Annotated in this window: 23 protein-coding genes; 15 read left to right on the forward strand and 8 right to left on the reverse strand. The window is 56.7% G+C overall.

What is annotated here, in order from left to right; all coding sequences use genetic code 11:
• Nucleotides 1-232 (reverse strand): transposase (locus LBR61_10715; protein ID MDR1732550.1); only part of this gene is annotated, 232 nt, incomplete at its 3' end.
• A gap of 160 nt (nucleotides 233-392) precedes the next feature.
• Between LBR61_10715 and LBR61_10720 the strand changes: the two genes are divergently transcribed.
• The gene (locus LBR61_10720) at nucleotides 393-2,834 is read left to right on the forward strand and encodes a DUF3798 domain-containing protein (protein MDR1732551.1); all 2,442 of its coding nucleotides are present in this window, start codon (nucleotides 393-395) and stop codon (nucleotides 2,832-2,834) included.
• A gap of 76 nt (nucleotides 2,835-2,910) precedes the next feature.
• Here LBR61_10720 and LBR61_10725 read toward each other — a convergent pair whose 3' ends face one another.
• The gene (locus LBR61_10725; protein ID MDR1732552.1) at nucleotides 2,911-4,359 is read right to left on the reverse strand and encodes a tryptophanase; all 1,449 of its coding nucleotides are present in this window, start codon (nucleotides 4,357-4,359) and stop codon (nucleotides 2,911-2,913) included.
• Between the two features lie 391 nt (nucleotides 4,360-4,750).
• Between LBR61_10725 and msrB the strand changes: the two genes are divergently transcribed.
• The gene (msrB, locus tag LBR61_10730) at nucleotides 4,751-5,233 is read left to right on the forward strand and encodes a peptide-methionine (R)-S-oxide reductase MsrB (GenBank protein ID MDR1732553.1); all 483 of its coding nucleotides are present in this window, start codon (nucleotides 4,751-4,753) and stop codon (nucleotides 5,231-5,233) included.
• 189 nt (nucleotides 5,234-5,422) lie between these two features.
• On the opposite strand, the gene LBR61_10735 is transcribed toward msrB, so the two are convergent.
• Nucleotides 5,423-6,778, reverse strand: a complete 1,356-nt coding sequence (locus LBR61_10735; GenBank protein MDR1732554.1) for an MATE family efflux transporter — start codon at nucleotides 6,776-6,778, stop codon at nucleotides 5,423-5,425.
• Nucleotides 6,779-6,915: 137 nt separating this feature from the next.
• Between LBR61_10735 and LBR61_10740 the strand changes: the two genes are divergently transcribed.
• The gene (locus LBR61_10740; protein MDR1732555.1) at nucleotides 6,916-7,833 is read left to right on the forward strand and encodes a diguanylate cyclase; all 918 of its coding nucleotides are present in this window, start codon (nucleotides 6,916-6,918) and stop codon (nucleotides 7,831-7,833) included.
• 27 nt (nucleotides 7,834-7,860) lie between these two features.
• Here LBR61_10740 and LBR61_10745 read toward each other — a convergent pair whose 3' ends face one another.
• The 4 genes from LBR61_10745 to LBR61_10760 all read right to left on the reverse strand — a co-directional run bounded on the left by LBR61_10745 (nucleotide 7,861) and on the right by LBR61_10760 (nucleotide 12,301).
• The gene (locus tag LBR61_10745) at nucleotides 7,861-8,778 is read right to left on the reverse strand and encodes a ribokinase (GenBank protein ID MDR1732556.1); all 918 of its coding nucleotides are present in this window, start codon (nucleotides 8,776-8,778) and stop codon (nucleotides 7,861-7,863) included.
• 30 nt (nucleotides 8,779-8,808) lie between these two features.
• Complete coding sequence (locus LBR61_10750; GenBank protein MDR1732557.1) at nucleotides 8,809-9,780, reverse strand: ABC transporter permease; 972 nt, start codon at nucleotides 9,778-9,780, stop codon at nucleotides 8,809-8,811.
• Nucleotides 9,781-9,793: 13 nt separating this feature from the next.
• Nucleotides 9,794-11,287 (reverse strand): sugar ABC transporter ATP-binding protein, encoded by a 1,494-nt coding sequence (locus LBR61_10755; protein ID MDR1732558.1) that lies wholly within the window; start codon nucleotides 11,285-11,287, stop codon nucleotides 9,794-9,796.
• Between the two features lie 66 nt (nucleotides 11,288-11,353).
• Nucleotides 11,354-12,301 (reverse strand): sugar ABC transporter substrate-binding protein, encoded by a 948-nt coding sequence (locus LBR61_10760; protein ID MDR1732559.1) that lies wholly within the window; start codon nucleotides 12,299-12,301, stop codon nucleotides 11,354-11,356.
• Between the two features lie 504 nt (nucleotides 12,302-12,805).
• Here LBR61_10760 and LBR61_10765 point away from each other — a divergent pair.
• The 10 genes from LBR61_10765 (at nucleotide 12,806) to LBR61_10810 (ending at nucleotide 21,995) form a co-directional block, all read left to right on the forward strand.
• On the forward strand, nucleotides 12,806-13,981 hold the full coding sequence (locus tag LBR61_10765; protein MDR1732560.1) for a type III PLP-dependent enzyme: 1,176 nt from the start codon (nucleotides 12,806-12,808) through the stop codon (nucleotides 13,979-13,981).
• 232 nt (nucleotides 13,982-14,213) lie between these two features.
• The gene (gene queD / locus LBR61_10770) at nucleotides 14,214-14,594 is read left to right on the forward strand and encodes a 6-carboxytetrahydropterin synthase QueD (GenBank protein ID MDR1732561.1); all 381 of its coding nucleotides are present in this window, start codon (nucleotides 14,214-14,216) and stop codon (nucleotides 14,592-14,594) included.
• On the forward strand, nucleotides 14,591-15,370 hold the full coding sequence (gene folE2 / locus LBR61_10775; protein ID MDR1732562.1) for a GTP cyclohydrolase FolE2: 780 nt from the start codon (nucleotides 14,591-14,593) through the stop codon (nucleotides 15,368-15,370). Before queD ends, folE2 begins: the two co-directional genes overlap by 4 nt.
• Before the next feature lie 36 nt (nucleotides 15,371-15,406).
• Complete coding sequence (locus tag LBR61_10780) at nucleotides 15,407-16,369, forward strand: 2-hydroxyacid dehydrogenase (GenBank protein MDR1732563.1); 963 nt, start codon at nucleotides 15,407-15,409, stop codon at nucleotides 16,367-16,369.
• A gap of 37 nt (nucleotides 16,370-16,406) precedes the next feature.
• Nucleotides 16,407-17,339: a hypothetical protein gene (locus LBR61_10785; GenBank protein MDR1732564.1), complete on the forward strand. Its 933-nt coding sequence runs from the start codon at nucleotides 16,407-16,409 to the stop codon at nucleotides 17,337-17,339.
• Nucleotides 17,340-17,373: 34 nt separating this feature from the next.
• Entirely contained in the window at nucleotides 17,374-18,105 is a 732-nt protein-coding gene (locus LBR61_10790) for a YggS family pyridoxal phosphate-dependent enzyme (protein MDR1732565.1), read from the forward strand.
• Between the two features lie 106 nt (nucleotides 18,106-18,211).
• Nucleotides 18,212-18,619 (forward strand): cell division protein SepF, encoded by a 408-nt coding sequence (locus tag LBR61_10795; GenBank protein MDR1732566.1) that lies wholly within the window; start codon nucleotides 18,212-18,214, stop codon nucleotides 18,617-18,619.
• Between the two features lie 3 nt (nucleotides 18,620-18,622).
• Complete coding sequence (locus tag LBR61_10800) at nucleotides 18,623-19,426, forward strand: DivIVA domain-containing protein (GenBank protein MDR1732567.1); 804 nt, start codon at nucleotides 18,623-18,625, stop codon at nucleotides 19,424-19,426.
• Nucleotides 19,423-21,480, forward strand: coding sequence for an ATP-dependent DNA helicase RecG (gene recG, locus LBR61_10805; GenBank protein ID MDR1732568.1), 2,058 nt, complete (start codon nucleotides 19,423-19,425; stop codon nucleotides 21,478-21,480). Before LBR61_10800 ends, recG begins: the two co-directional genes overlap by 4 nt.
• A complete protein-coding gene (locus LBR61_10810) occupies nucleotides 21,480-21,995 on the forward strand; it encodes a RecX family transcriptional regulator (GenBank protein ID MDR1732569.1) in 516 nt (171 codons plus the stop codon). The genes recG and LBR61_10810 overlap by 1 nt, the downstream gene beginning before the upstream one ends.
• A gap of 30 nt (nucleotides 21,996-22,025) precedes the next feature.
• Here LBR61_10810 and glpX read toward each other — a convergent pair whose 3' ends face one another.
• Nucleotides 22,026-23,036, reverse strand: a complete 1,011-nt coding sequence (gene glpX, locus LBR61_10815) for a class II fructose-bisphosphatase (protein MDR1732570.1) — start codon at nucleotides 23,034-23,036, stop codon at nucleotides 22,026-22,028.
• Between the two features lie 261 nt (nucleotides 23,037-23,297).
• Here glpX and LBR61_10820 point away from each other — a divergent pair, with 261 nt between their 5' ends.
• Nucleotides 23,298-23,528, forward strand: coding sequence for a flagellar biosynthesis protein FliR (locus LBR61_10820; GenBank protein MDR1732571.1), 231 nt, complete (start codon nucleotides 23,298-23,300; stop codon nucleotides 23,526-23,528).
• A gap of 83 nt (nucleotides 23,529-23,611) precedes the next feature.
• Nucleotides 23,612-25,495, forward strand: a complete 1,884-nt coding sequence (locus tag LBR61_10825) for a hypothetical protein (protein ID MDR1732572.1) — start codon at nucleotides 23,612-23,614, stop codon at nucleotides 25,493-25,495.
• Nucleotides 25,496-25,598: the final 103 nt, after the last annotated feature.

The raw sequence follows: 25,598 nt of genomic DNA on the forward strand, positions 1-25,598 counted from the left end.
ACTCCATTCTCGATTCCGCCAATTGAAGCTGCAACGCTTTGTTTTCCTCTTCCAGCGTCGCGTAACGGCTCCTGTCGCCGTCGGATGTGTAGAGCCTGCGCCACCTGTAAAGCATCGTCTCGCTGATCCCCAGATCTGAAGCCACTTCTTTCGCCGTCTTTGGGCTTGCGTGGCTCAGTTTCATCGCATTCTTCCTGAACTCCTCGTTAAACTTCCGTCTGATTTCCAACACAGTTACAGGTCGCCTCCTCTTTAGTCTGGCTTCCTTAACTTACTGTCCGATATTTTAACGTACTCCCACCCTTCGACAACTCAAAATCAATACTCTGATATAATTTCGTAAATATTATTCAAAATAAAATATCAATATAATTTAAAAAGGAGCAACAATCATGAACAAGAAAATAATAGTCGCCATTGCTGTAGTGATGGCAGTTTTTTTAATTTACTTCTTCACCGGAAATTTACAAAACAACCTTCGAGAAGAAAAGGAAAGGCAAAGCACAGCGGGTGTTTCGGGGCCGGCGGTGGCGTCCCCCGATGTTCCACGGGCTGAAGCTCCCTTCCACATCGGTGTTATGACCGGCGGCGGAGCCCAGAGCCTGGACAATCTGCTGGGGGCGAAGGAGGCCCTGAAGCTTTACGGCGACGCGGCGAAAGGCGGCATGATACGCCATGTGACCTACCCGGACAACTTCATGACGGATATGGAAACCACGATAAATCGACTTGAAGAGCTTGCCGGCGACCCTCTGATGAAGGTGATCGTGGTGAATCAGGCCGTACAGGGCACGGCTGAGGCCTTCAGGACGATTCGCCGAAAACGCCCGGACATCCTGTGTCTGGCGGCTGAAAACCACGAAGATCTCAACGTGATAAGTTCGGTCGCCGACCTCGTTACCGGAACCGAATTTCTGGCGCGGGGATATGTCATTCCTCTCGCGGCAAAAGAACTGGGAGCGAAAACGCTGGTGCATATTTCCTTTCCGCGTCACATGATGTACGAAAACCTCAAACTCAAGCGCGACATCATGGAAGAAGCCTGCAACGACCTGGGGCTGAAGTTTATTTTCGAAAACGTTCCCGATCCACTGGGCGACAGCGGCGTCGAAGGCGCGCGCCGGTACATCGTTGACACTTTCCCGAAATGGATTGAAAAATACGGGCCGGATACGGCGTTCTTCTGCACGAACGACAGTCAGACACTGCCCCTGCTCACTGAAGTCGCCAAGGTGGGGGGATTTTTTGTGGAAGCCGATGTTCCTTCGCCTCTCATGGGCTATCCGGAGGCTTTTGGAGTGGACGTCAACGGCGATATCGGGAACTGGTCGACCATCATCAGAAAACTGGAGGACGCCGTGGTGAAGGCGGGCGCGGGAGGACGGATGGGAACCTGGGCTTACTCCACAGGCTATTGCACGACGATGGCTCTGGTGGAATTTGGGAAGCTCGTGACGGAAGGAAAAGTTTCGCTGAAGGACACGAACACATTGCTTCAATGCCTCAAAAAATTCTCGTCGGGCGCCGAGTGGAGCGGAAACCATTACTATGCCCCGCCCGCCGGAAAACGCATGGATAACGTGTTCTTCGTTTATCAGGACATCTATATATTCGGTAAGGGGTATATGGGGACCACCAGTATATCGGTTCCTGAAAAATATTATAAAAAGGGCGTCGCACAGGAGTCCGCCGAAAAAACGGCGACAAAAGAGGAAACGGGGATTCACATCGGCATCGTTACCGGCGATTCGTCTCAGAGCGTGGACGACTGGCTGGGAGGACTGGAATTTGTCAGACGGTACGGCAGCGTGGAGGAGGGCGGTCTCGTGCGTCATTTGATCTACGCGAACGATTTCATGGAGAAAAAAGACAACACGACCGCGCTGATTGCGGGTCTGGCCGACGATCCGCTGATGAAGGTCATCGTCATCAATCAGGCCGTTCCGGGAACCGCCGAGGCCCTGAAGCTCATCAAATCGCGCCGTCCCGACATCGTCTGCCTCGCGGGAGAGATACACGAGAGTCTGGATGAGGTTGCGCCCTTCGCGGACCTGGTTCTCACCAGCGACAACATCTCCCGGGGATACCTCATCCCGTACATGGCGAAGTCGCTGGGCGCAAAAACCTTTGTGCATATCTCCTTTTCCCGTCACATGGGTTACGCGCATCTGAAGCGAGGGTTCAATATCATGCAAACCGCCTGCGAGGAATTGGGGATAAGTTTCGTCCCGGAGGAGGCGCCGGATCCCACGGGACCGGAGGGTATAGAGGGCGCGGCAGAATTTATTCTGAACATCTTTCCGGAATGGGCCCAAAAATACGGTCCTGACACGGTTTATTTCTGTACCAACGACGCCCATACCGCGCCTGTTCTTCAGGGCGTGGCGAAGTGGGGCGGTTATTTCGTGGAGGCGGAGCTTCCCTCTCCTCTCATGGGATATCCGGAGGCCTTCAATGTGGACGTTTCGGACGACATGGGAGACTGGCCCGGGATTCTGAGCCGGGTGGAAAAAGCCGTTTTGACCGCGGGAGGCGGCGGGCGCATGGGAACCTGGACGTACTCCCTGGGGTACTGCCAGACGGCGGGCCTGGCGGAGTTTGGCAAACGCATCGTGGAGGGGAGCGCGAATATTGCCGATACCCGGATGCTGCTGGATTGTTTCGAGATTTATTCGCCCGGAGCGAAGTGGAACGGGACGTATTATACGGACTCCATCACCGGAAAACCCATGAGGAACTATTTTCTCGTTTATCAGGACACTTACATTTTTGGAAAAGGTTACATGAACGCCACAAGCGTAGCGATTCCGGAAAAATTTCTTTTTGTCCAATAGAACGGCGGCGTCTCGCCGGAGCAGTTGCAATCCCCCTCCTGAATTTCGCGGGAGGGGGTTGTTTTTTCTGAGTTTATTACAGGCTGTCGCCCAGGTCCTGGCGGAATTTTCGAGCCAGTTTTTCGGGCCAGTCGCTGACGGCGGTCAATTTCCCGCTGAAGAAACGAAGTATTTTCGGCTCGTTGACCCACTTCAGCCCGCCGACCAGGTTTCTGTTCTCGAAAAGCCAGTGGATGCGGTCGACGGCGTATTTGACCTGAGAAAGAGTGAAGACCCGTCGAGGCAGGGCCAGCCTCAGGAGTTCCACATCACAGAGGTGCTCCGAGCCGTCGGAGTTGCGTTCCTCCGACAGAGTGCCCCGCTCCATGCCCCTCATCCCTCCGGCCAGGAAAACCGCCGCCGCCAGAGACCCCGCAGTAAATTCCTCCTGGGACACGTGCGGCAGAAATTCCCTGGCGTTCAGATGGCACCCCAGACCGCCGGCCGGCGTGACCACAGGGATTTTGCGGGCGATGAGCTCGGCCGCCATAAAACCGATGAACTCCGGTCCGTGACGGATCATGTCGAAGTCCATGGTCTCCTCCAGCCCCACCGCGATGGCCTCGATTTCCCGCACCGACATGCCGCCGTAGGTGAGGAACCCCTCGTACAGGGGAACGAACTCCAGCATGGCCTCGTACAGTTTCGCATCGCCGGTAAGGATCGCCCCGCCCCGGGCACAGCCCAGCTTGCGGGCGGAAAAGTAGACAATGTCGGCGGCGTCCGCTATGCTGCGGGTGATTTCACGTATGGACCTGTTTTTCTGAGATTCCTCACGGGTCTTTATGAAGTAGAGGTTATCCGCCAAAAGAGAGGCGTCCAGAACCAGCGGGATTTTGTGGGCCCTGCAAAGTTCGCTGGTCTCCTTCAGGTTGGCCAGGGACCAGGGTTGGCCTCCGATCAGGTTCGTTCCCGCTTCCATGCGGACAAAGGGGATGTTGCCGGCAGATTTTTCAAGGATTTTTTTTAGCCCGGGGATGTTCATGTTGCCCTTGAAAGGCTCTGTGCTGGACAGGTTCATGGCCTCCGGAAGGAAACACTCCGCCACCGTCCCGCCCCGAAGTCCGATGTGGGCTTTTGTGGTGGTGAAATGGTAATTCATGGGCACGACGCTGCCTTTTGTAACAAAGGCGCTGGCGAGAATATTTTCCGCCGCGCGACCCTGGTGGGCCGGGAGGATGAACTCCTTGCCGAAAATCGAGCGCGTGGCCTCACTCAGACGCTCGAAACTCATGGATCCGGCGTAACTGTCGTCCGCGGTCATCATGGACGCCAGCTGTCTGTCGCTCATAGCGTTGACGCCGCTGTCCGTCAGCATGTCCAGGAAGACGGATTTGTTTTTCAGCAAAAACGTGTTGAACCCGGCTTCCCGTATCGCCGTAACCCGTTCTTCGATCGGGATGAGGTCCAGCTTCTGTATGATGCGCACCTTGTGCATCTCCAGGGGAAAATTCTCGCCGCCAAAAAAATGGATAACCTGATTCACTTCTGATCACTCCTTTGTAATTTGTGCAAACCATAAAAAAACGAGGGTCCTTCCCCCTTGTTTCGGTGAAGGACCCTCGTGAGAACCGCACAGTCTGTCGTTCTGTGTACAGGCCAAAAGTTACAAGCCCGGCATCCTCACTGGTCCAGACTCGTAATAATAGTAATAAGCGTACACAAAACCGGCAACAAACGACTTTAGCATCCTGACACACTGTCTCCTCAAAAAATGATTTCGGAAAGGATAGCACACCTTTTTTCCACTGTCAAATTGCTTTTGACAAATGCATGTTTACGCCTGGCGACGCCGTTTTTGAAGTGAATCGGGATATGCGGACGTGTTAAGATAGGGCGGTATAACGTTTTTGCCGAAGGAGGGCCTGTGTAAAAATATGCGAAATGAAAAAGAGGCGCAAGTGGAAGTCGATCCCGGGGGCTACCAGCGGCCTTCGGAGGAAGAGCTTCGAAAGACTCTCACGGACATGCAGTATCGCGTCACGCAGAACTCCGCCACGGAGCCTCCCTTTGCCAATGAATTTTACGCTCAGAAGGATGCGGGGCTCTACGTGGACGTGGTGACGGGAGAACCGCTGTTCTCGTCTCTGGATAAATACGACTCCGGCTGCGGCTGGCCCAGCTTCACCCGTCCGATAGACTCGCAGGTGATAAGAGAACGAACGGACACCAGCCATGGCATGATTCGCTCGGAGGTTCGCAGCCGCGTCGGCGATTCCCACCTTGGGCACGTTTTCGGGGACGGCCCTCTGGATAAGGGCGGGATGCGGTATTGCATCAACAGCGCCGCCCTTCGTTTTATTCCCGTCGGAGACCTCGAAAAGGAAGGCTACGGAGCGTTCAAAAAATTGTTTGAGTAAAAATTGTTTGAATAAAGACGTTTACGCGTCGGACCGGCGGGAGAAATCGAATTTTGGCGTTTGATACCAATTTGAAGTAAAAGGCCTGATGAAAAAACTAAGCGACTCACGCGGCTCATACTTCACCGGTTCGCTGCTTATAAAGTTAGAATAGCTAAAAGCAATGATATTCAAACATTAGCTTCTTCATTAACGCTCGATTGAAAGCAAATTGGTATGAACCTCGAAAACGTACCAGAGCGTGATCCAGATTCCCCGGGCCGCCGCCCCCAGGGTGATTCCCCACCAGATGCCCTCCGCGCCCCAGCCGGCGTTGTGAGCCAGAAAGTACCCCAAAAGGACGCGAAGGCCGTTGCAGACGGTGGTGACAATGGAGGGAGGGAGCGTTTTGCCCAGTCCTCTGAAGGACCCGGCTGCCGTGCACTCAAAACAGCTCAGGATCTGGGAGACGGCCATGATGCGAAGGAAAACGCCTCCCATTTTCACCAGGGCGGGGTCGGGCAGGAACAGTCCGAAAAGCGTCGAGCCGAAAAAAAAGAGAACGACGGTGACCAGAAGCCCCCAGAGTGACGTACAGAGAAGGGCGATCCGGAAACAGCTCCGTATCCGCGCCCATTCGCCCGCCCCGCAGTTTTGTCCGACGAAGGCGGTAATCGCCGAGGCGAACCCGACACAGGCAAGCCAGCACATGGCCTCCAGCTGACTGCCCAGCCGGTAGACGGCGATGGCCGGAGCCCCGAACCCGGCGACGAAACGGGAGAGAATCATGGAAAAGAAGGCGAAAAGATTGCTTTCCAGTCCCACGGGAAGGCTCCATTTTAAAATTTGCAGAAGGCGGCGGGCTTCTATTTTTCCGTTGAAGGGATAACGCTGGAAGGGACGATCCTTTTTTCGGGCGAGAGCGGCCAGAGACAGAGTTCCGGCCAGGATCTGGGCGACGACCGTGGCCTGAGCGGCTCCTGTGACGCCCATCCCGAAAGTGAAGATGAACAGCGGATCGAGAACGACGTTGCACAATAGGCCTGCCAGGTTGATCAGAAAGGGAACTCTGGAGTTTCCGGACCCGTTGAACGTTCCCGCCGCGGTGGCCGTTATGAAGGCGAAGGGCATACCGACGGCGGCTGTGGCCAGGTAACAAACCGCGTCCGCGGCCACGGAAATTTCCCGAATCCTGAAAAATCCAATGAGGGGCGCGGCGAGAAAATAACAGATCAGGGCGTAAGACAGGCCGATTATGCCGGCGAGACAAAGGGAGTTCTGCGAATATTTCCCGGCCTCTTCCGGCTCCCCTCTGCCGAAACTCTGAGCCACGCCGATTTCGGCGCCCATCCTCCCCAGGTACATGAGGCCGTTCGCCAGCCACATATACATCCCCGCCGCTCCGGCGGAGGCCACGGCGTCGCTTCCAATCCTGCCGAGCATGAACATGTCCACCAGATTGTAGCTGAACAGAAGAAACTGTGTTCCGATGATGGGGGTCGCGATCATCAGCAGCTTTCCGACGATGCTGCCCTGGGTCAGGTCGTATTTTTGATCTCTCGTCACGCTTTCACATCGCCGTTCATCATTGCCGTATTTTTAAAAGGTTATAATATCATAATGGGCGTCTCCAGGTTATTATTAAAAAAAGAAGTGCCCGATGAGGTGTGTTTCGCAGAACGTGGGAGAGGGAGTGTTGTGCCTTGTTCAATTCGCTTCCGTTGTCGGCGGAGGAAAAAGACATTCTGAACAATTTGCTGAACGGGGTCTGTGTGGTGGACCGGGCGAGACGGATTCAGTACTGGAATGAATCGGCTCTGTCCATCACCGGCTATACCGCCGAAGATGTGGTGGGAAAAACCTGCGCGAAAGACGTGGTGGCTCATACGATGGGGTCCGAGAGTCACTGCGACGCGCTCTGCCCCATGCTGGCGGGAGAGTCTTCTCCGGTGCTCACCGTGGATATGCGACTGCGTCACAGAAACGGCTACACTCTGCCGGGAAAGATCCGATGCGTACCTCTGAGGGACGAGGCCGACCGGGTTATCGGAGCCCTTGAGATTTTCGAGCGTACCTACGTGGAGCGGGATATTCTCAACCGCCTGGAGGACATGGGGCAAAAAGCCTATATCGACCTTCTGACGGGGATTCCCAACCGGCGCTACGCCGAGGAGGCTCTGGGGGACTATCTGGACATCTACGAGAAAAGAGGGCGGAACCTCTCCGTTCTCCTGGCGGACGTCGATTTTTTCAAGAAAGTGAACGACACCTGGGGGCACGATACGGGAGACACGGTTCTCCGGGCTACGGCCGAAGCGCTTCGCGCCAGCGTGCGTTCCGTGGACCTGGTGAGTCGCTGGGGAGGGGAAGAATTTCTGATTATCCTGAGAGACGTCAACTCCAGGACGCTGTTTGAGAGAGCCGAAGCCCTTCGGGCGCAGATCGACGGGCGCAGGATGGAATGCGGCAAAAACGAGGTGGCCGTCACGATGTCCTTCGGCGGCGCGGCGGCGAAAAAGGGCGACTCCATCGAATCTCTGGTGGGCCGAGCCGACGCCTGCCTCTACAAAAGCAAACGGAACGGCAGAAACTGCGTCACCGTCGAGTCGGATGAGGAATAACCGGGTCGAGGGGGTCGGATCTCTCCCTTAAATTTTGATTTGCTCCTGCCCCAGATATTTCAAATTCGCCGACAGGGTTTCGTCCAGCGTGGGCACCGACGACGACGCGCCCTTGCGCGAGACGGCCAGCGACGACGCGACGGACGCTCGGCGAAGCGCCTCTTCCACCGGCTGGCCGTCGACCAGCGAGCTGAGGAAATAACCGGTGAACGTGTCGCCTGCCGCCGTCGTATCGACCACCGGCACGTCGTAAATGCCGTGAATCAGCGTCGCTTTCGCGTCGCGGTAGACGACCCCTTCGCGGCCTATCGTCAAAACCACCGACGACGAGGGGAACATGCGCAGAATCTCGTTCACGATATCCTCCGGCGCGTCTTTCCCCGAAAGCCCCCTGCCCTCGACTTCATTCACGAGAAAATAATCTACAAGGTCAAGCGGATAGCCTTTGATCTCCGGCCCGAAAGGCGCGAGGTTGAAAGCGATGCGGAGTTTTTTTTCGCGAGCGCGTTTCATCATGCAGGGGATGCCGTTCACTTCGTTTTGCAGGACGAGAAAATCGCCCTCGCCGAAACCGCCGAGCGCCCGGTCGATGAGCGCTTCGTCGAGCTCGCTGTTGGCCCCGGCGTGGAGGATGATGCAGTTCTCGCCCGCGGAGTTGACCTGTATTATCGCGTGTCCCGTCGTGCTCCCCGACGAATCAACAAAGCTGACGTCAACTCCGGCGTCCCGCATTATATCGATCATGCCGCGCCCGTCCGCGCCCGTTTTGCCCGCGTGAGAGACGCGGCCTCCGGCTTTCGCCAGGGCGATGGACTGGTTCAGCCCCTTGCCTCCGGGAAACCTGTTGAGGGCCAGCGACGGAATCGTCTCGCCCGGTTTGACGAAATCCTTCACGTCGTATACGTAATCGATATTTATCGAGCCGATGTTCAGTATCTTCTTCACAAAAAGGCACGCCCTTTCGTATCCGTTTCGTCATCTCAGCATGAGGGAAATTTTCGCCCTGTACGTGTCGAGCACCACCGCGAAAACGATGATCGCGCCCGTCACGATCTGGCGGGCGAAGTCGCTCATGCCCAAAAGCAGGAGGCCGTTGTTGAGCACGCCGATTATCGCCGCGCCGAACAGCGTCCCTATGAGGCTGCCCTTGCCGCCGCTCATGCTCGTGCCGCCTATCACCACCGCCGCTATCGCGTTGAGCTCGAAGCCGTTTCCGAGGATGGGCGAGGCGATGTTGAGGCGGAGCATGTAAAGTATCGCCGCCATACCCACCGTCGCGCCGCATATCACGTAGGCCGCGACCTTGTAGATTTTGGTGTTGTGGCCGGAGAGCCGGACCGCCTCTTCGTTGTTGCCTATCGCGTAAATCATCCGGCCGAAGACGGTCTTTTTGAGAATGAAGTGGGCTGCCAGCACAAGGATTATCGCCATGATGAAGATGACGGGGATGCCGAAATACGAGAGCGACCCGAACGCGTTGAACGCCTTCGGGAACGAGAAGATCGTACGCGAGTTGCTGACCTGGAGGGCCGCGCCGCGCGCCATGTTGAGCATACCCAGCGTCACGACGAACGAGTGAATCTTCCAGTTCTCGCTGACCCACCCGTTGAAGAGCCCGCACGCCATGCCCGCCGCCATCGATGCGAGCAGGGCGAGGGAAATCGCCGTACCGACGGAGAGCGACTTGTCCGTTATCGTCAGTCCGGCCAGAATCGTGCAGAGCGCGAGCACCGAGCCGACGGAGAGGTCGATCCCCCCGAGGAGGATGACGAACGTCATGCCCACGGATATGACCGTGTTGATGCTTATCTGCGTGAAGATGTTCGATATGTTCATCATCGTTGCGAAGTTCGGCGCCCTGAAAGAAAACAGCAGGCACAATATGACGAGGATCACGCCGATTCCCGCTTCGTTGAGCAGCAAATACATTATTTTTTTGGTATTCATACCGTGTCCCTTCCTACGAAACCTGATACGCGTATTTCAAAATGCGTTCCTGCTCGAAGTCGGGACGAAGAACTTCACCCGACACCTGACCGTTGGAGAATACGATTATCCTGTGACAAATCCCGATGAGCTCGCTCAAATCCGACGAGACTATCATAATGCCCTTGCCCTCAGCAAGCAGCCGCCACAGCAGCATATAAATCTCATACTTCGCGCCCACGTCGATGCCGCGCGTGGGTTCGTCGAAGATAAACACGCGGGCGTTGCGCATCATCCATTTGGCGAGGACGACTTTCTGCTGGTTCCCGCCCGACAGGTTACGGACGAGTTGCGCTGTCGACGGCGTTTTGATGGACAGACCGGCGACGAGGGATTCGGCATGTTCGCGTTCGGCGCGCCTGTCGATGAGGCCGCCGCGGGAGAGCTTATCGAGCGCCGCAAGGGATATGTTGGCGTCGAGCTGCATGTCGAGCACGAGCCCCTGGGATTTTCTGTCCTCGGTCAACAGACAGATTCCCTCCCTCACCGCGTCGCGCGGAGACCTGATGGCGAGTTCGCGCCCTTTCAGCAGGACGCTGCCGCCGAGCTTCCGGTCGGCCCCGAAAATCGCGCGCACCGTCTCGGTCCGTTTCGAGCCGACGAGGCCGGACAAACCCAATATCTCGCCGCGCCTCAAGGCGAACGATATTTCGTGCGGGCTTGACGCGATACGAAGGTTGCGGACTTCGAGAAGGGAGACGTCCTCGGGGGCGGGCTCGTCCATAAAAGGATACTCGGAGCTCATCCTGCGCCCGACCATCATGGACACTATCTCGGGTATCTTTATCCCGTCCACGCCGCGCGTATCGACGAGTTCGCCGTTGCGCAGGACGGTCACCCTGTCGCCTGTTTCGTAAATTTCTTTAAGGTGATGCGAAATGTAAATGACCGTCAAACCCTGTTGTTTTTCGATTCTTATGATGTCAAAAAGCCGCGATATTTCGCCGGGCGAGAGGGTGGCCGTCGGTTCGTCCAGCACCAGCACGCGGCACTTCGACGATATTGCCTTCGCTATCTCGACGAGTTGCATCTGCGCGATGCCCAGGAGTTCGACGGGCGTCGCCGGGTCTATGTCAAGCCCGACGCGGCGCAAAACCTCCGACGCGTCCGAGTGAAGTTTTTTGCTGTCCACGACGCAGCCTTTGCGGGGCAGACGGTCGAAAAAAATATTTTCAGCGACGGACAGGTAAGAAAGGAGGTTAAATTCCTGATAAACGACCCTGATGCCGGCGTCCATCGCCTCGCGGGGCGTACGCGGCGCGTAGGGCGCGCCGTCGAGCGTCATCTCGCCGCTGTCGGGCGGGTATATGCCGCAGATTATTTTGATGAGCGTCGATTTGCCCGCGCCGTTCTCTCCGACCATGGCATGAACCTCGCCGCGCCGGATGGTCAGGGTCACGTCGGACAACGCCCTCACTCCGGGGAAACTCTTGGAAACGTTTTTTATGGACAGAATATCCTGTTCCATTATATTTTTCTGACGTTCGGACGCGGCCCGAAACTTCGCGAGCCGCGCCCGAATTTGTCCGTTGAATTACTTCAGGTCCGCCGCGGCGACGACTTTGACGTCCGTCTTGTACCAGCCGGAGGTCTGCGCGCCCGCTTCTTTTCTCAGGATAGCGAGCCCCGCTTTGATCCCGCTTGCGGCAAGCTCCGGGCCGAACTGGTCGACCGTCGCCAGCATCTTGCCCTCTTTGATCAGCTCCTGGCAGGCGCCGATGTTGTCGAAACCGACGAGTTCGATTTTGCCGACTTTGCCGGCGGCTTCGATTGCGCGGGCTGCCCCCAGAGCCATCGAGTCGTTGGCGCACAGAACGCCCTGCACGTCGGGGTACTTCGTGAGCAGGTTCGTCACTACGGTGTTCGCTTCCTCAGTCTCCCAGTGGGCGGTGGTGGATTCGAGCGTCGTCATCCCGGTCTCCGCGATGGCTTTGTCGAAGCCGTCCTTGCGCTGTTTCGCGTTGTCCGCGCCGGGGTTGCCCTCAATGATGATGACCTTCGCGCCCTTGCCGAGTTTTCCGCCGAGGAATTTGCCGACGAGGTAGGATCCCTCTTCGTTATCGGGGCCGACAAAGAGGAAGTCTTCGGGCAGCCCGTTGTCTTTGAGGGCCTGCTTATCGAGTGTGACGTCGAAGTTGACGACGATAATGCCGGCGTCCACGGCCTTTTTGACGGAGGGAACGAGTCCGACGGAGTCCGCGGGGGCGAGCACTATGACGTCAACCTTCTGGGAGATGAAGTTCTCGACCGCGTTGATCTGCGTGTCGATGTCCGTCTCGGAGTTCATGCCGACGGCGATGAGCTCGAACGTTCCGTCTTCTTTCGCGAACTTCTGAGCGCCTTCTTCCATCGTCTTGAAGAACTCGTTCGCCAGCGATTTCATCACGAGGCCGACCACCGGCTTCCTGTCGGCGGCGAATACCGCCGTACAACAGGCGACAAGCACAAAGGCCGTCAATGCCGCAACAAGTATTCTTTTCATATTTTTCTTCCTCCTCAATGAAATAATACGTTAACCGGAACACACCAACGGGACACGCAGTCGTCACTCCACCATGCAAAGCCCCCTCTCCATTCCAGAACGCCGTTCGACGAGTTTTTCGGAATTTATAAAAATATTTACGAAAATGTTTTACGAAAATCTTTTCTTTAATTATATCGTTTGCCCGCGCGACGGCGTCCACAATATCTATTTTTTTGTTGAGACAGACGGCGAGGGCGCTGATAAACGCGTCCGCTCCGCCGCTCGGGCCCCGCTCCTGAAACGATATGAGGGACCCTGTTATTTATAAATGATTCGGCGATTTATTACAAGTTTCCGATACGAACCTGTTTCTGAATTTTAAACTTCCGGATACAAACTTCATTATTTTTTGAAGAAGTGCTTTTTACCCGGTCGACATTTTTGAAATCTGCATTAAACTATATCCGAATTTTCGGGGTCTGCCCGGGGCAGGCCCTATCAATTTGCAGGGGGAATGCGACGGTGCATGTGTTTGACTATTCTTTCGAACTGGAGAATTACATGACGAGGGAAAGGTTTGAGAAGATCAGGGAATTTGCATCGACAAAGCAGACGCCGTTCCTGGTCACCTCCCTGGGGGTTATCGACAGAAAATATGACGAATTGAAAAAAGCTATGCCCTACGCCAAAGTTTACTACGCGATCAAAGCGAACCCCGAAGAAAAAGTTCTGCGGCTTTTGCTGGACAAGGGAAGCTGTTTCGACATCGCCTCCGTTTATGAACTGGATCTCATGCTGAAACTGGGAGCGACGCCGGACCGCCTGAGTTATGGCAACACCATCAAAAAAAGCCGGGACATCAAATACGCCTATGAAAAAGGGCTGCGTCTTTTCGCCTCGGACTCCGAAAGCGACGTCCGGAAGCTGGCGGAGAACGCGCCGGGAAGCAGCGTATTTTTCCGCATTCTGGCGAACGGAGTGGGGGCGGACTGGCCTCTGTCCCGCAAATTTGGGGCGCAGCCCGACGTGATTTTCGAGAACGTCCTTCTGGCGAAGCGGCTGGGGCTGAACCCCCGGGGAATTTCCTTTCACGTGGGATCCCAGCAGCACGACGTCACCCAGTGGCGTATCGCGCTGAATACCTGCAGGGAGCTTTTCGACGCTCTGAGGCAGCATGGAATCCGGCTTGATCTCATCAATATGGGAGGGGGATTTCCCGCCCACTACGTACATCCCGTTGAGGAGACCTACGTTTACGCGGCGGAAATCACGGACTACATGCGCGAGTTTTTCGGCGATGAGTTTCCCCAGGTGATCGTGGAACCCGGGCGTTATATGGCCGGCGACGCGGGAGTGCTTGTGTCGGAGGTCGTTATGATCTCCAACAAGGAGCGCGAAAGCGGAATCCCCTGGCTTTACATCGACGCGGGCAAATTCGGGGGACTCATCGAGACGATGGACGAATGCATCCGGTATCCCGTTTATTCCGAACGGGTCGGAGAGGCCAACGACTACGTTCTTGCGGGACCTACCTGTGACAGCATGGATGTTCTCTACGAAAAAACTCCCTGCCGGCTTCCCAGCAACCTGCAGGAAGGAGACAGGCTTTATCTCTTTACGGCGGGAGCCTACACCCAAACCTACAGCGCGGTTTTTTTCAACGGTTTTCCCCCTCTGCGGTCCTATGTCATCGAGTGAAAGAGAAAAACGATTCAGGAACGGGGCGGGGTCGAGAGGGAACTCGCCTCGCCCTTTCAGACTGTTTGGAGTTATAATAAATTCGTATGAATATAATGTAACGTAAAATTGCAAAAGGCAGGGGCTTCGTCGTCGAGGAAAAATCGTTTCCCACGGGAGTCCCCCGATAAAAAGTATCGAGTTTGCCTCGCCCGGCGCGCGGCTTTCGTTCGGGCGAGAGTCAGGAGAAGGAATGTTACTTCGTAAGGAATTTGTTTTTGACGCGGCTCATAATCTGATCCATTATCATGGAAAGTGCGAGGCTCTTCACGGGCATACCTACCGGCTGGCGGTGATTTTGGAGGGAACTCCGGGTGAAGAGGGCATGATCCTTGATTTCTGCGAACTTTCCGCCATTGTAAAAGAGCGCGTGGTGTCCCGGCTGGATCACGCCTATATCAATGACGTCATTGAGCAGCCCTCGGCCGAAAATATTGCCGCCTGGGTGTGGGATCAGATTGAAAGCGAGGTTTTGCGGGACAACTGCAGACTGTCCTCCGTGGAGGTCTGGGAGACTGCCACCAGCTGCGCCGTTCTCACGGCCGGAGACCGGGCAAAGGAGCCGAAACGGTGAAAGACGTACAGAAGGAAAGAGACTCTCGAAATGTGGCGATCGACCGGGTGGGGGTCTGCAACGTCAGTTATCCGATTGTCGTCATGGACCGGAACAGCGGCACCCAGAACACGGTGGCGCAGGTTTCAATGTCCGTGCTGCTTCCCCACGAATATCGCGGGACCCACATGAGCCGCTTCATTGAAACTTTGGAGGAATACCGAAGCAACAGGGTCGGGCCCGCAACTCTCGAAACCCTGACGAACCACCTGTGCGCGAAGCTGGATGCCACGGCGGCCGACATTGAATTCAGATTTCCCTATTTCATGCGAAAAAAAGCGCCGGTGTCCGGTCTGACGAGCTGGATGCGCTACGAGGCCAGTCTGTTCGGTTCCCTGAGAGAGGGCGTTTTCGACATGATTTCCGGAGTGGAGGTTCAGGTTCAGACTCTGTGTCCCTGTTCCAAAGAGATTTCGGACGAGGGCGCTCACAACCAGCGGACGAAGGTGGGCCTCAGGGTTCGCATGGACGAGCTGGTCTGGTTCGAGGAAATGATCCAGATGGTGGAGCGGTCCTCCTCCATGTCGCTTTATACGCTGCTTAAACGGGAAGATGAAAAATACGTCACGGAACAGGCCTACGCTCATCCTCATTTCGTGGAGGATGTGGTGCGGGATCTTGCCGTGGAGCTGAACGGAGACCGGAGAATCTCGTGGTACGATATATCCGTCCGAAGCGCCGAAAGTATTCATAATCATGACGCTTTTGCGGAACTCTCCCGCAGGAGGAAAGACTGATATACAAAAAAACAGAGCGAAGGGCGTAATGCGATTATGAAAGTTTTGTTTTACAGCAATGAATTTTGTCGTATACATGATCTCATACTCGAAAGCATAAAAGGACACGATGTGGATACGGCCAACGGGGAAACGGTGAGGGATAAAATCGTTTCCGCCGATGTGCTGGTCACCCGTCCCGGCGCGCCGGTGAGCGAAGAACTGCTTCGCGGAGGCGTCCGTTTGAAGCTGCAGCAGCAGTGGGGGACGGGCCTTGATGGCATCGACCGGAAGGCCTGCAGGGATCTGGGGATTGCCGTCTGCAACACCCCCTCCCGGGGCACGGGAAATGCCGAAGGGGTGACGGAGATCGCGATTCTGCACATGCTGCTTCTGTGCCGAAAATACGCCTTTGCCGCTGAAAACGCGCGGGAGGGGAGGCTGTTTTCGCCCCGGGGCGTTTCCCTCTGGAGAAAGAAAGCCTGTATCGTGGGTCTGGGCAACCTGGGGGAGACCATCGCCGAGCGTCTGGCGGCTCTGGGGATGACCCTGAGGGGAGTCAACCGCAGTCCTGCAGCTCCCTCCCGGCTTGAAAGCATGAAAGTGAAGGAGTTTTTCCCTCTGGATCGCCTGAAGGAAGCGGTGAAGGGATGCCGTTTTGTGGTGGCGGCGCTGGCTCACGGGCCGGAGACCCACGAAATCTTTGACGAGGCGTTTTTCCAGTCCATGGAGGAGGGGTCTTTTTTCATCAACGTGGCCCGAGGAGGGCTGGTGAAGGAACCGGCGCTTCTTCAGGCTCTGGAGAGCGGCCGTCTGGCGGGAGCGGGGCTGGATGTCCTGGCGGAGGAACCCACCCGGCCCGACAATCCGCTGCTCACGCATCCCAAAGTGACTCTGACTCCCCACATCGGCGGAAACACGGACGAGTCGGCGAAGGGGATTCTGGAGTTCATTCAGAAGAATATCGATCGTCTGGGCCGGGGAGAATCTCTGCTTTCCCGGGTGGATTTGCCGGAATGAGGCTCCTGAGAAGTCCCGGGGCTGACGTGTGGTATCGATGAAGACCCGTCGTCCGCAGCGAGAATCCGGAGGGCTGCTGAGAAGACTGCTTTATTACCTGCTGATCGTCACCGTTCTGGGAGGCGCCGCCCGAATTTATTTTTGGTGGCTGGATTACTACAACACGCTTCATCCGGAGGTCATTCAGGCGGTGGCCATGGGGTATGTGGAAGAATTGCCCCTCAACGGAATTCTGGTGTGGGATGAACAGGTGGTCACGATCCCCCGGGAGGGTGTTTTGACCTATCCGTCGTCGAGACCGAGACGGGTGGCGAAGGGAGAGACCATTGCGGCCGTCGACGGCCAGGCGATCAAAGTGGAGACGGCGGGATATTTTTTCCCGGCGCTGGACGATATGGAGGGCAGTTGGGTGTATTCGAGGCTGTGGCCCGGTATTTCCGATTTCCCCGTCGTCCATCCAGCGAGGTTTGTGGAAAATGGAACGTACCTGCGCCGGGGCGAGCCCATCGGGAAACTCGTCCCCCAGCCGCAGGATCTGCGCTGCATTGCGTATCTCGACAGAACTCCGGCGCTGGAGAACGACATAAAACTCGGATTCATTGATGTGAAGACGGAGCCCCACGGCAAAAACCGGAGGGCCGAGGTGCGGGCATCCCTCAACGCGGGACAGAAGATCAAGGTGTACGTGACGCTGCCGTTTTTCGAGCCTGATCTGCTGTTCTCCCGCAACTTCTCCTGCAGCGTGGTGACGGGGGACAGCGAGGGGGTTCTTTTGCCCGATACCTCCGTCGTGCTGCGGGATGGACGAATGGGGGTCCTCCTGGTCAGGGGAAGCGTGACGAAGTTTACGGAAATCGAGGGGTTCCCGGCGGACGAGCACAATTTCTTCATCACGAAGGGCATTCTGCCGGGCAATCTCGTCGTTTTGCACGCGGACAGGTTTAAAGAGGGCCTTGTGCACCTGTGGTAGAGAACCGCCAGTCTTCGGGAGAAGGAAGGAGAGCATGGAGAAGGAGAACGATGCGGTGAAAGGGACGATACGGCAGCGTGTTCAGGCCGTAAGGGCAAAAATTTCGGAAAGCGCCGGCCGGGCCGGACGGTCTGCCGGAGAGATTCGCCTGGTGGGAGTCACAAAGACCCGGACGGTGGAGGAAATGCAGGAGGCCGTTCCCCTGGTGGATGCGCTTGGAGAAAATCGGGTTCAGGAGGCCCTTTCCAAGAAGGAATCCTGGCCTTCCGAGGTGAAGGCGGAATGGCGTCTGATCGGCCATCTGCAGAGCAACAAGGTGCGCCGGGCGGTGACCCTGTTCGACTCCCTGGACTCTCTGGACTCCGTATCTCTGGTTCGCGCGGTGGAAAGGGCGGCGTCGGAAGAAGGGCGTCTCGTGCCCGTTCTCATCGAGGTGAACACCGCGGAGGAAGACAGCAAGACGGGAGCTTTGCCGGAAGATTTTCCGGAAATTCTGGACTGTATTTTGGAGTCTTCTCATCTGAACCTGCAGGGTTTGATGACGATAGGCCCTTTGACGGAGGAAGAAACACGGGTGCGAAGGGCTTTTGCCCGCCTGCGGGAAATGGCGTCGGAGGCGCGGCGAAGGTCCGGTCTGCCGCTTCCGGTGCTTTCGATGGGGATGAGTTCGGATTTCCAGTGGGCGATTCTGGAGGGCAGCACGATGGTGAGAATCGGCGCCCTGCTGTTTGGTCCGAGAGCGGTTCGAAATGTGAATGTAAACTAAGGGTAACAAAATAAAGTGAAAGGAGCCGCAGAGGAACCTCCATTGTAATATATGTAATATAATCAATCGGGTCAGGACTCCCTGGTTTGTGAGGAGGAGTGGTCGGGTGCGAAAATTGTTACAGTTTCTTGGATTTTACGGGGATGAATACGAAGACGAAACCGATGATTACCCGGAGTATGAGGAAGAACAGCCCAGAGTTTCCCCAAAAAACAGATCGGGAAAGAGCGAGGCCCGCGGGAAGCCGGTTTTCCCTCGTCTGGTTTTTTTCAGGGGAGTGCCGTCGGAAGGAATGAAGCTGCGACTGCGCGATGCGTTGCTGGAGGGCTCCATGGTTCTGCTGGATCTTCAGGGGCTGGAGTCGGAACGCATAGAGGAAGGGCGTAACTTTATCAATTTTATGGGAGGAGTTGCGTTTGCGCACAAGGGAGTTATGGAACGCATAGGGCCTTCCCTTTTTGTCATCACCCCGCATGAAAACATGCTCCAGTGGTGGGCCGAGGAGGAGGAGTAGGCGATGCCGGAACTGTTGACAGCTAAGGATGTAGAACTGAAAATTTTCAGAAAGTCTTCCTTCGGAGGATACGCGATTCCCGACGTTGAGGAATTTCTAAACCAGATCGCAGAGGACCTCGAAGCTTACGTTTTGCGTTTGAACGAGCAGCAGCGTCGGATTCTCGAACTGGAAGAAGCCCTGAAAAAGCACGAAGCGATGAAGGACACGATTAAGGACGCTCTCATTCTGGCTCAGAAAAGCGCAAAGGATAAAGAAGATGAAGCCCGGCATCAGGCCGAACTGATCGTCGCCAAGGCCGAGTCGAAAATGGGAGAGATCAACGTGGAGGCCCGCCGTCGCCTGGACGAGGCCGAGAGCGCCGCGGACGACATTGTGACCGCGGCCCGGACCGCGGCGGCTCAGATCATCCGCAGCGCCGAGGAAACCCGGGAAGAAGCTCAAAAGCGCTTCAATGGGCTGGACGAGGAAATCGCCCGACGGATGAACGAAGCCAACGAGCGGGCCAGCGAAATCACCACTACTGCCCGAATCGAAGCCCGGCGCATTTCCGGCAGGGTGCGCCATGAGATCGAGGAAAGCAAACGAGAGCTGAACGCCTCCCGGGCGGAAAGGCTCCGTTTCCTGAAGGAGTCCTCCGAACTCCTGGCGACCTTCGAGCAGATTATAGAGGAATCGAGGCAAAAACTCGAAAGAACCGTGCCAAACCTGGAAAACCTGGAAAATGTGAGGCAGGAAAAGACCCCGCTGTCCTTTTATCCCGTTTCCGATAACGAGGAAGGGGAGGAGGTTCCGGCTTCTCTGTGACCCTCTCCCGCTCAGTGAGATTTGTCAAAGGAGTCGGAGAAGCGAGAGAACGGGCGCTTTCGCGTTTGGGAATCAAAACGGTGGAGGATTTGCTGTTTTTTTTCCCGCGCCGGTATGAAGACCGTCGGAATCTGACCCGTTTGTCGGCGCTGACTCCGGGGACGATGGCGGCAGTGGTGGCGACGGTGGTTCTTTTTCAGAAACGTCCCCGGTCTCATCGAGGACTGGAAATTGCCACGGCCGTCCTGAGCGATGGACAGGACGCCGTGCGGGCCGTGTGGTTCAATATGCCCCGCATCGGAGACGCCATGGTTCCAGGCCGGAAGGTGGCGCTTTACGGCAGGGTGGAAAGACGGGGAGAACTTCAGTTTACAAGCCCGGAATTTGAGGTTTTGGATGAAGAGGATCCCCAATCGGTGGGGAGAGTGGTTCCGATTTATCCGACGACGGCGGGGCTTTCCGCCAAATGGGTCCGGCGTATTGTGGGCTCGGTGGTGGAAACCTGTCTTTCGGAGCTGGAGGACTTCGTCCCCCCGGTCATACGTCAGAGGCATGGATTTGCGGATCTGGCGGCTTCGGTAAAGGAACTCCATTTTCCACAGGAGAGAAAAACCTGGCTGGCGGCCCGCAATCGACTGGCCTTCGATGAGCTCTTTCTTTTGCAGACGGGGCTCTTTTTACGTCGGCAGAGGCGTTCTGTGGCGTCTTCAAAAGCGTCCGCCCAAATTCTTCGCGAGGGCGAAAAATTTCGTTCCTTCATGCGTTCCCTTCCTTTTCAGCCCACGGCCGCCCAAACTCGGGTCATAAGAGAAATAGCGGAAGACCTGGCCTCCTCCGTTCCCATGAATCGCCTGCTTCAGGGAGATGTAGGATCCGGCAAAACAGCGGTTGCCGCGGCGTCGCTGATGATTGCCGCGGATGGCGGAGTGCAGTCGGCTTTCATGGCTCCCACGGAGATTCTGGCGCGGCAGCATTTTTTTCGACTGGAGGAGATGCTGCGTCCCCTTAGAATTTCAGTGGAGCTTCTGACGGGTTCTCTGACCGCCGGAGAGAGAAAAAACGTCCTCAGCGCCGTTTCTTCCGGTTCGGCTCAGATCGTCGTCGGAACCCACGCTCTTTTTGGAGAAAAAGTGGCTTTCAAACATCTGGGGCTGGTCGTGGTGGATGAGCAGCATCGTTTCGGCGTGCTGCAAAAAAACGCGCTTCGGGCCAAGGGAGATCAGACTCACGTGCTGGTGATGACGGCGACGCCCATTCCCCGCACTCTTACCCTTTCCATTTACGGCGATCTCGACGTTTCGGTTCTGGACGAACTGCCTCCGGGACGGAAACCCGTGAAAACGATTCATCTGCGAGGGCAGAAAAAGCGGCTGCTGCAGTTTCTCAGAAAGACGGCGGACGAGGGGCGGCAGGCGTACTGGGTCTGCCCTCTGATCGAGGAAAACGAGGACATGGACCTCACCGCCGCGGTCTCCCGGTTCCGGACCCTGAAGGAGGAGCTTCCCGAACTGCGGATTGCCCTGATCCACGGGCAGCTTCCCGATACCGAAAAAGATTCCGCGATGCAAAGCTTTGCACGGGGAGAAATCGACCTTCTGGTGGCCACCTCCGTCATCGAGGTGGGCGTGGACGTTCCCAATGCCGTCGTCATGGTGATCGAGGACGCGACGCGCTTCGGCGTGGCCCAGCTCCATCAGCTTCGGGGCCGGGTCGGGCGGGGAAGCGGGGAGAGCCTCTGCATTCTTCTGACGGGAACTCCGACGCCTGAGGGCGCGGCGCGAATCGACGCGATGCTTTCCACCTCCGACGGATTCAAAATCGCGGAGCTGGATTTGCGGCAGAGAGGTCCGGGAGAAGTCTGCGGCGTCCGGCAGCACGGCGTTACCGATTTTCGCGTGGCCGATCTTGTCCGTGACCGCAAACTTCTGGAGCTGGCCCGACAGGACGCGGAGCTCCTTCTCAGGGAGGACCCGGAGCTGCGGGGGGAACCTCTGCTGCTTCAAACCCTGACGAGCCGTCTGGGAGAAACCCTTGAACTGGCGGGGACGGCCTGATGGGACGAATGGCGGCCCGACCGGAAGGTGAAGGTCGGGAGTCACTTCGGACGTATCTGTATCGTCTTCTCCTGCGTCATCCCTGCACCAGGAAGGAAGCGGCAGATCGTCTTGCCGGACGGGGCGGCGACCCGAATGATGTGCGCCGTCTCGTCACGGAGTTTGAGGAGATGGGCCTGATCGACGATGAAAACTGGGCGCGGCTTTACGTGGAGGGACACTCCGACCGGGGCGCCGCCCGCCTGCGCCATGAACTGAGACAGCGGGGCGTGGCGGAAAACACGATCGACCAGGTTCTGGAGGAGGGGGATGACCAGGCAAAAGCCGAAGACCTTGCGGCGGAATGGTCCGCCCGTGGGCTGGAATGGAAAAAGATTGCGGCCCGCCTGGTTCGCAGAGGATTTTCGTCCCGTACGGTCTCACGGATTCTCCGAAACACCCAAAATTTCGAGGAGTTCGAGGAATTTGAGGAATTTGAGAAGGAGGAAAGCTTTCCCCCCCTGCGCGAAGATTAGCGCGGGGGAGGTCGCTGACCTTTTTCCGCTTCACATCGCGTGACGAGGGCCGTAGTCGATGGAGCTGCCCAGCTGCGCGAGCTTTTTGGGAGAATGGATGGCCTCGATGTAGCGGACGGTTCCGCTTTTTCCCCTCATGCAGAGGGACCAGGTGTGCATATGTTCTCCGTCGTAGGCCACGCCTTTCAGAAGATCTCCGTCCGATGCGCCGGTTGCCGCAAAAAAGACATTTTCTCCCCTGACCAGATCGTCCAGGAGCAGAACGGTGTGTCTCTCGATGCCGCGTTCTTTGGCGATCGCCTCGTCGGATTCGTTGCGGAAGAAGGGGCGGCACTGCATGTTTCCCCCCAGGCATTTCACGGCGCAGGCCGTAATGACGGCCTCGGGCGACCCTCCGGCCCCCAGCAGCAGGTCGGCGCTTCTGCCCGCGTCCCAGCAGGTGGAGAGGGCGGCGCTGATGTCTCCGTCCGGAATGAGTCGGATTCGAGCCCCCAGTTTGCAGACTTCCTCGCGTATCGCGTCGTTGCGCGGACGGTCCAGCATGATGACGGTCACGTCTTCGACGGCTTTCCGTTTGGCCTTCGCCACGCGCCGGATGTTGACGTGGATCGGCGCTTCGATGTCGATAAAATCCGCGGCGTCCGGTCCCGTTACAATTTTGTCCAGATAAAAGAGGTTTTTCGGGCTGAACATGGCCCCCCGCTCCGCAGCCGCCACCACGCTCATCGCTCCGCCCAGTCCATGAGCCATCAGCCTTGTTCCGTCGATGGGATCCACGGCGATGTCGACCTCGGGTCCGTCTCCCGTGCCCAGCTTCTCGCCGTTGGCAAGCATGGGGGCCTCGTCTTTTTCTCCTTCTCCGATGACGACGATTCCGTCCATGCTGACGGAGTTCAGCATATAGCGCATGGCCTCCACCGCGGCGCGGTCCACCTCGTTTTTATTGCCGCGCCCCATCCATCGTCCCGATGCCATCACGGCGGCTTCTGTTCCCCGTACCAGCTCCAACGCGAGGTTCTTGTCCGAAGAGAAAAGAGTCATTGTTCAAAAGTCCCTCCTTATTTGGTTTCACATCGTTCAGTTTCACATCGAATGCCCGTTGAGCGCGAACCGTTTCCGGTCCGCCGCACGCAGAATAAAGTTTTCGATAACAATTATTATCGCCTTGCAGGTATCTTCAGCGCAAGTCTTGAATTAAAATACAACTGCAGAACAGATTGAAAAGGCGGATATCCCTGTCGAAACGGCGGATACCGGAGAGAAACGACGCCTTGTTATAATTGTCGGGAGGGGGGTATCATCGTGTCAGATGTGTTTAAAGCGATCGGCGGTTCTCTGCCGCAGGGCAACATTTATGCTTTGATGGCGCTCGGTTCTTTCGGCCTGACGCTTCTGGTTTCGAGGCTGGTGGTGCGAATTCAGAAAGGAGAGCTTCCCGGCGGCGCCATGTGGGTGATGTATCTGCGTACTCTGGTGGGTTTTTTGTTTGCCGCCGCCATCGTTTTCGGGTATCGGGCCTTTGCGCTCTCGTAAATGTTATCCTGTAACTTATGTAATTTTATGATTCAGATTTTATAAATTTCTCATATGTATTTGGAGCGGATATGAAAGCGAGAATGAGTTTTTTCGTGCGGCTTTTGATTCTTGTTTTGCTGATCTGCGGGGGAGGGCGGGCCTTCTCCGCGGAGGTTCCCCGTATTCGGCTGGACGAGTCCGAGCGCCAGTTCATGCGGGCTTACGCCTGTTTTCTGAACAGAGATTACTGGAGCGCTCTGGATTACCTTGATCGTGCCCTGAAGGTCAACACCTATATGGTCGATTACTATTTGCTGAGAGGGCTGATCATGGACAGGATCGGCGAACTTTCGGAGGGCCGGAAAAGCCTGTCCTATTATCTGGAGGTGCGTCCCAGAGATGCCGCCATGCCGAGAATCCTGTCTCACGTCATCGGGCTGGAACGCGACAGCCGGGCCCTGATCGGCATGACGCCGCTGCCTGTGAGGTGGCGCGTGGTTCCCCTGGACCTGCAAAACGAAATGAAGCTGGGGTCTTTCCGGCCCTTCAGCGTCGCCGGTCTCGGCAAGGCGGACTCCTTCGGCGACTCTCTGTTCCTGTCGGATACCCTGGGGGATCGGGTATACTTCGTCAAAATTTCCGACGGCGACGAACGGGAGCGGATAAGGCGAATCTCCGTGCAAAGTCCCGTTGCGGTGCTTCCCATGGGAGACGGGTCTTTCCGTATCGTTTCCGACAGGGGAGATGTTCATTCCTTCACCGATTCGTCCTCGGGTCCTCTGTCTCCGGACGTCGTGGGAAACGTCGACCGTACGGTCACGGACGCGACTCTGCTGTCGGGGCGGCTCTTTGCCGCGGCGGATCCCGTCCGGCGTGAAGTGGGGTTTTATTCTCCCGTGACCCTGGAGGATTCCGGCTCCTGGGCGCCGCCGGAACAGGTCATGCTTTTCGAGCCGGTGGCCCTGTCGGCCTACGGTTCCTGGCTGGCCGTGGCGGATCGTGGCAACGAGAGAATCTTTTTCGTCAACGTCGCCGAGAGGGGAGACTTTTTCTCCCTGGATATTCCTCGCCCCAGGGATGTTGTCTGGTCTCCCCTGGGAGAGCTTTTTGTGGTGAGCGAAAACGAGTCACTTTACAGAGTTCTCGTGAACTTCCGCGACCGGCAGGCAGAGGTGTCGGATGGAGTGGAGAAGGGGATTGCCGGGGGCTGGACGCTTTTCGGCTCTCCGGGGGGCGACGTGTACTGTCTGGACATTACGGGATCCAGACTCTGGAAGGCCCTTCCGGCCCCGGGAGTGGACGCCGCGCCGGGTTTTTTGAGTGTTTTCCGTCCGATGGTGCTGCACGAAAAGGACAGAGAGAGTTTCGTTCTGGAGGCGACTCTGATGTCTCCTTTCGCCTCCGCGCTGGAGGACGCGGTTCCGGTGGTTCATGCCGTCTGGAACAACAGGCTGATCTCTTCTTCCGCCATCTGGAAAAAGTCGGGCAAAGGAGAGGAAAAGGGAGAGATCTTCGTTTTTCATCGTCCGGGGGCGGTCGGTGAAATCAATCCCGCTCTGGGAAACATGGTGGTTGAAAACGGTACGGACATCCGTATCGCGCTGCCTTCGGTATGGGCCGCCGGAAAAGAAACACTGACCAATATCGTGATCGACTCCACCATCGATTTTTCTCAGGAGGAACTGGACGCGGCGGTGTTTTTCTGTCTGAACAACGGAATTCAGCTGGACCTCTGGGCCCGTGCCCTGCCGGAGGTGGAGATGGTCCGGGCGGCCGCTCTGTCGGGGGGAAGGGTTTTGTTTTCCCTGGCCGGTGCGCCGGATCTGAATCCGCCCCGCAGCAAAATGCAGGTTTTCATCCCGCTGCCGGCGGATCTCGCTTCGTCGGGATACCCCGGGCGTTCAATGCTGACCGTTTATCTGGACATCGGTCTGATGCAAACCAGAGACTGGATTCCGCTGTGGGCGGACCTGCTGGATCAGTGAAGCGAAGGGAGAAGGCTTCTTCGGAGGTCTTTTCTTTACAGGCAAAGCGCCGTTTTTTTGAAAATCGCCGGAGACCTTTCGCAGCTCCGGCGACATCATATAA

Source organism: Synergistaceae bacterium (assembly GCA_031272035.1).
GTDB lineage: Bacteria > Synergistota > Synergistia > Synergistales > Aminobacteriaceae > JAISSA01.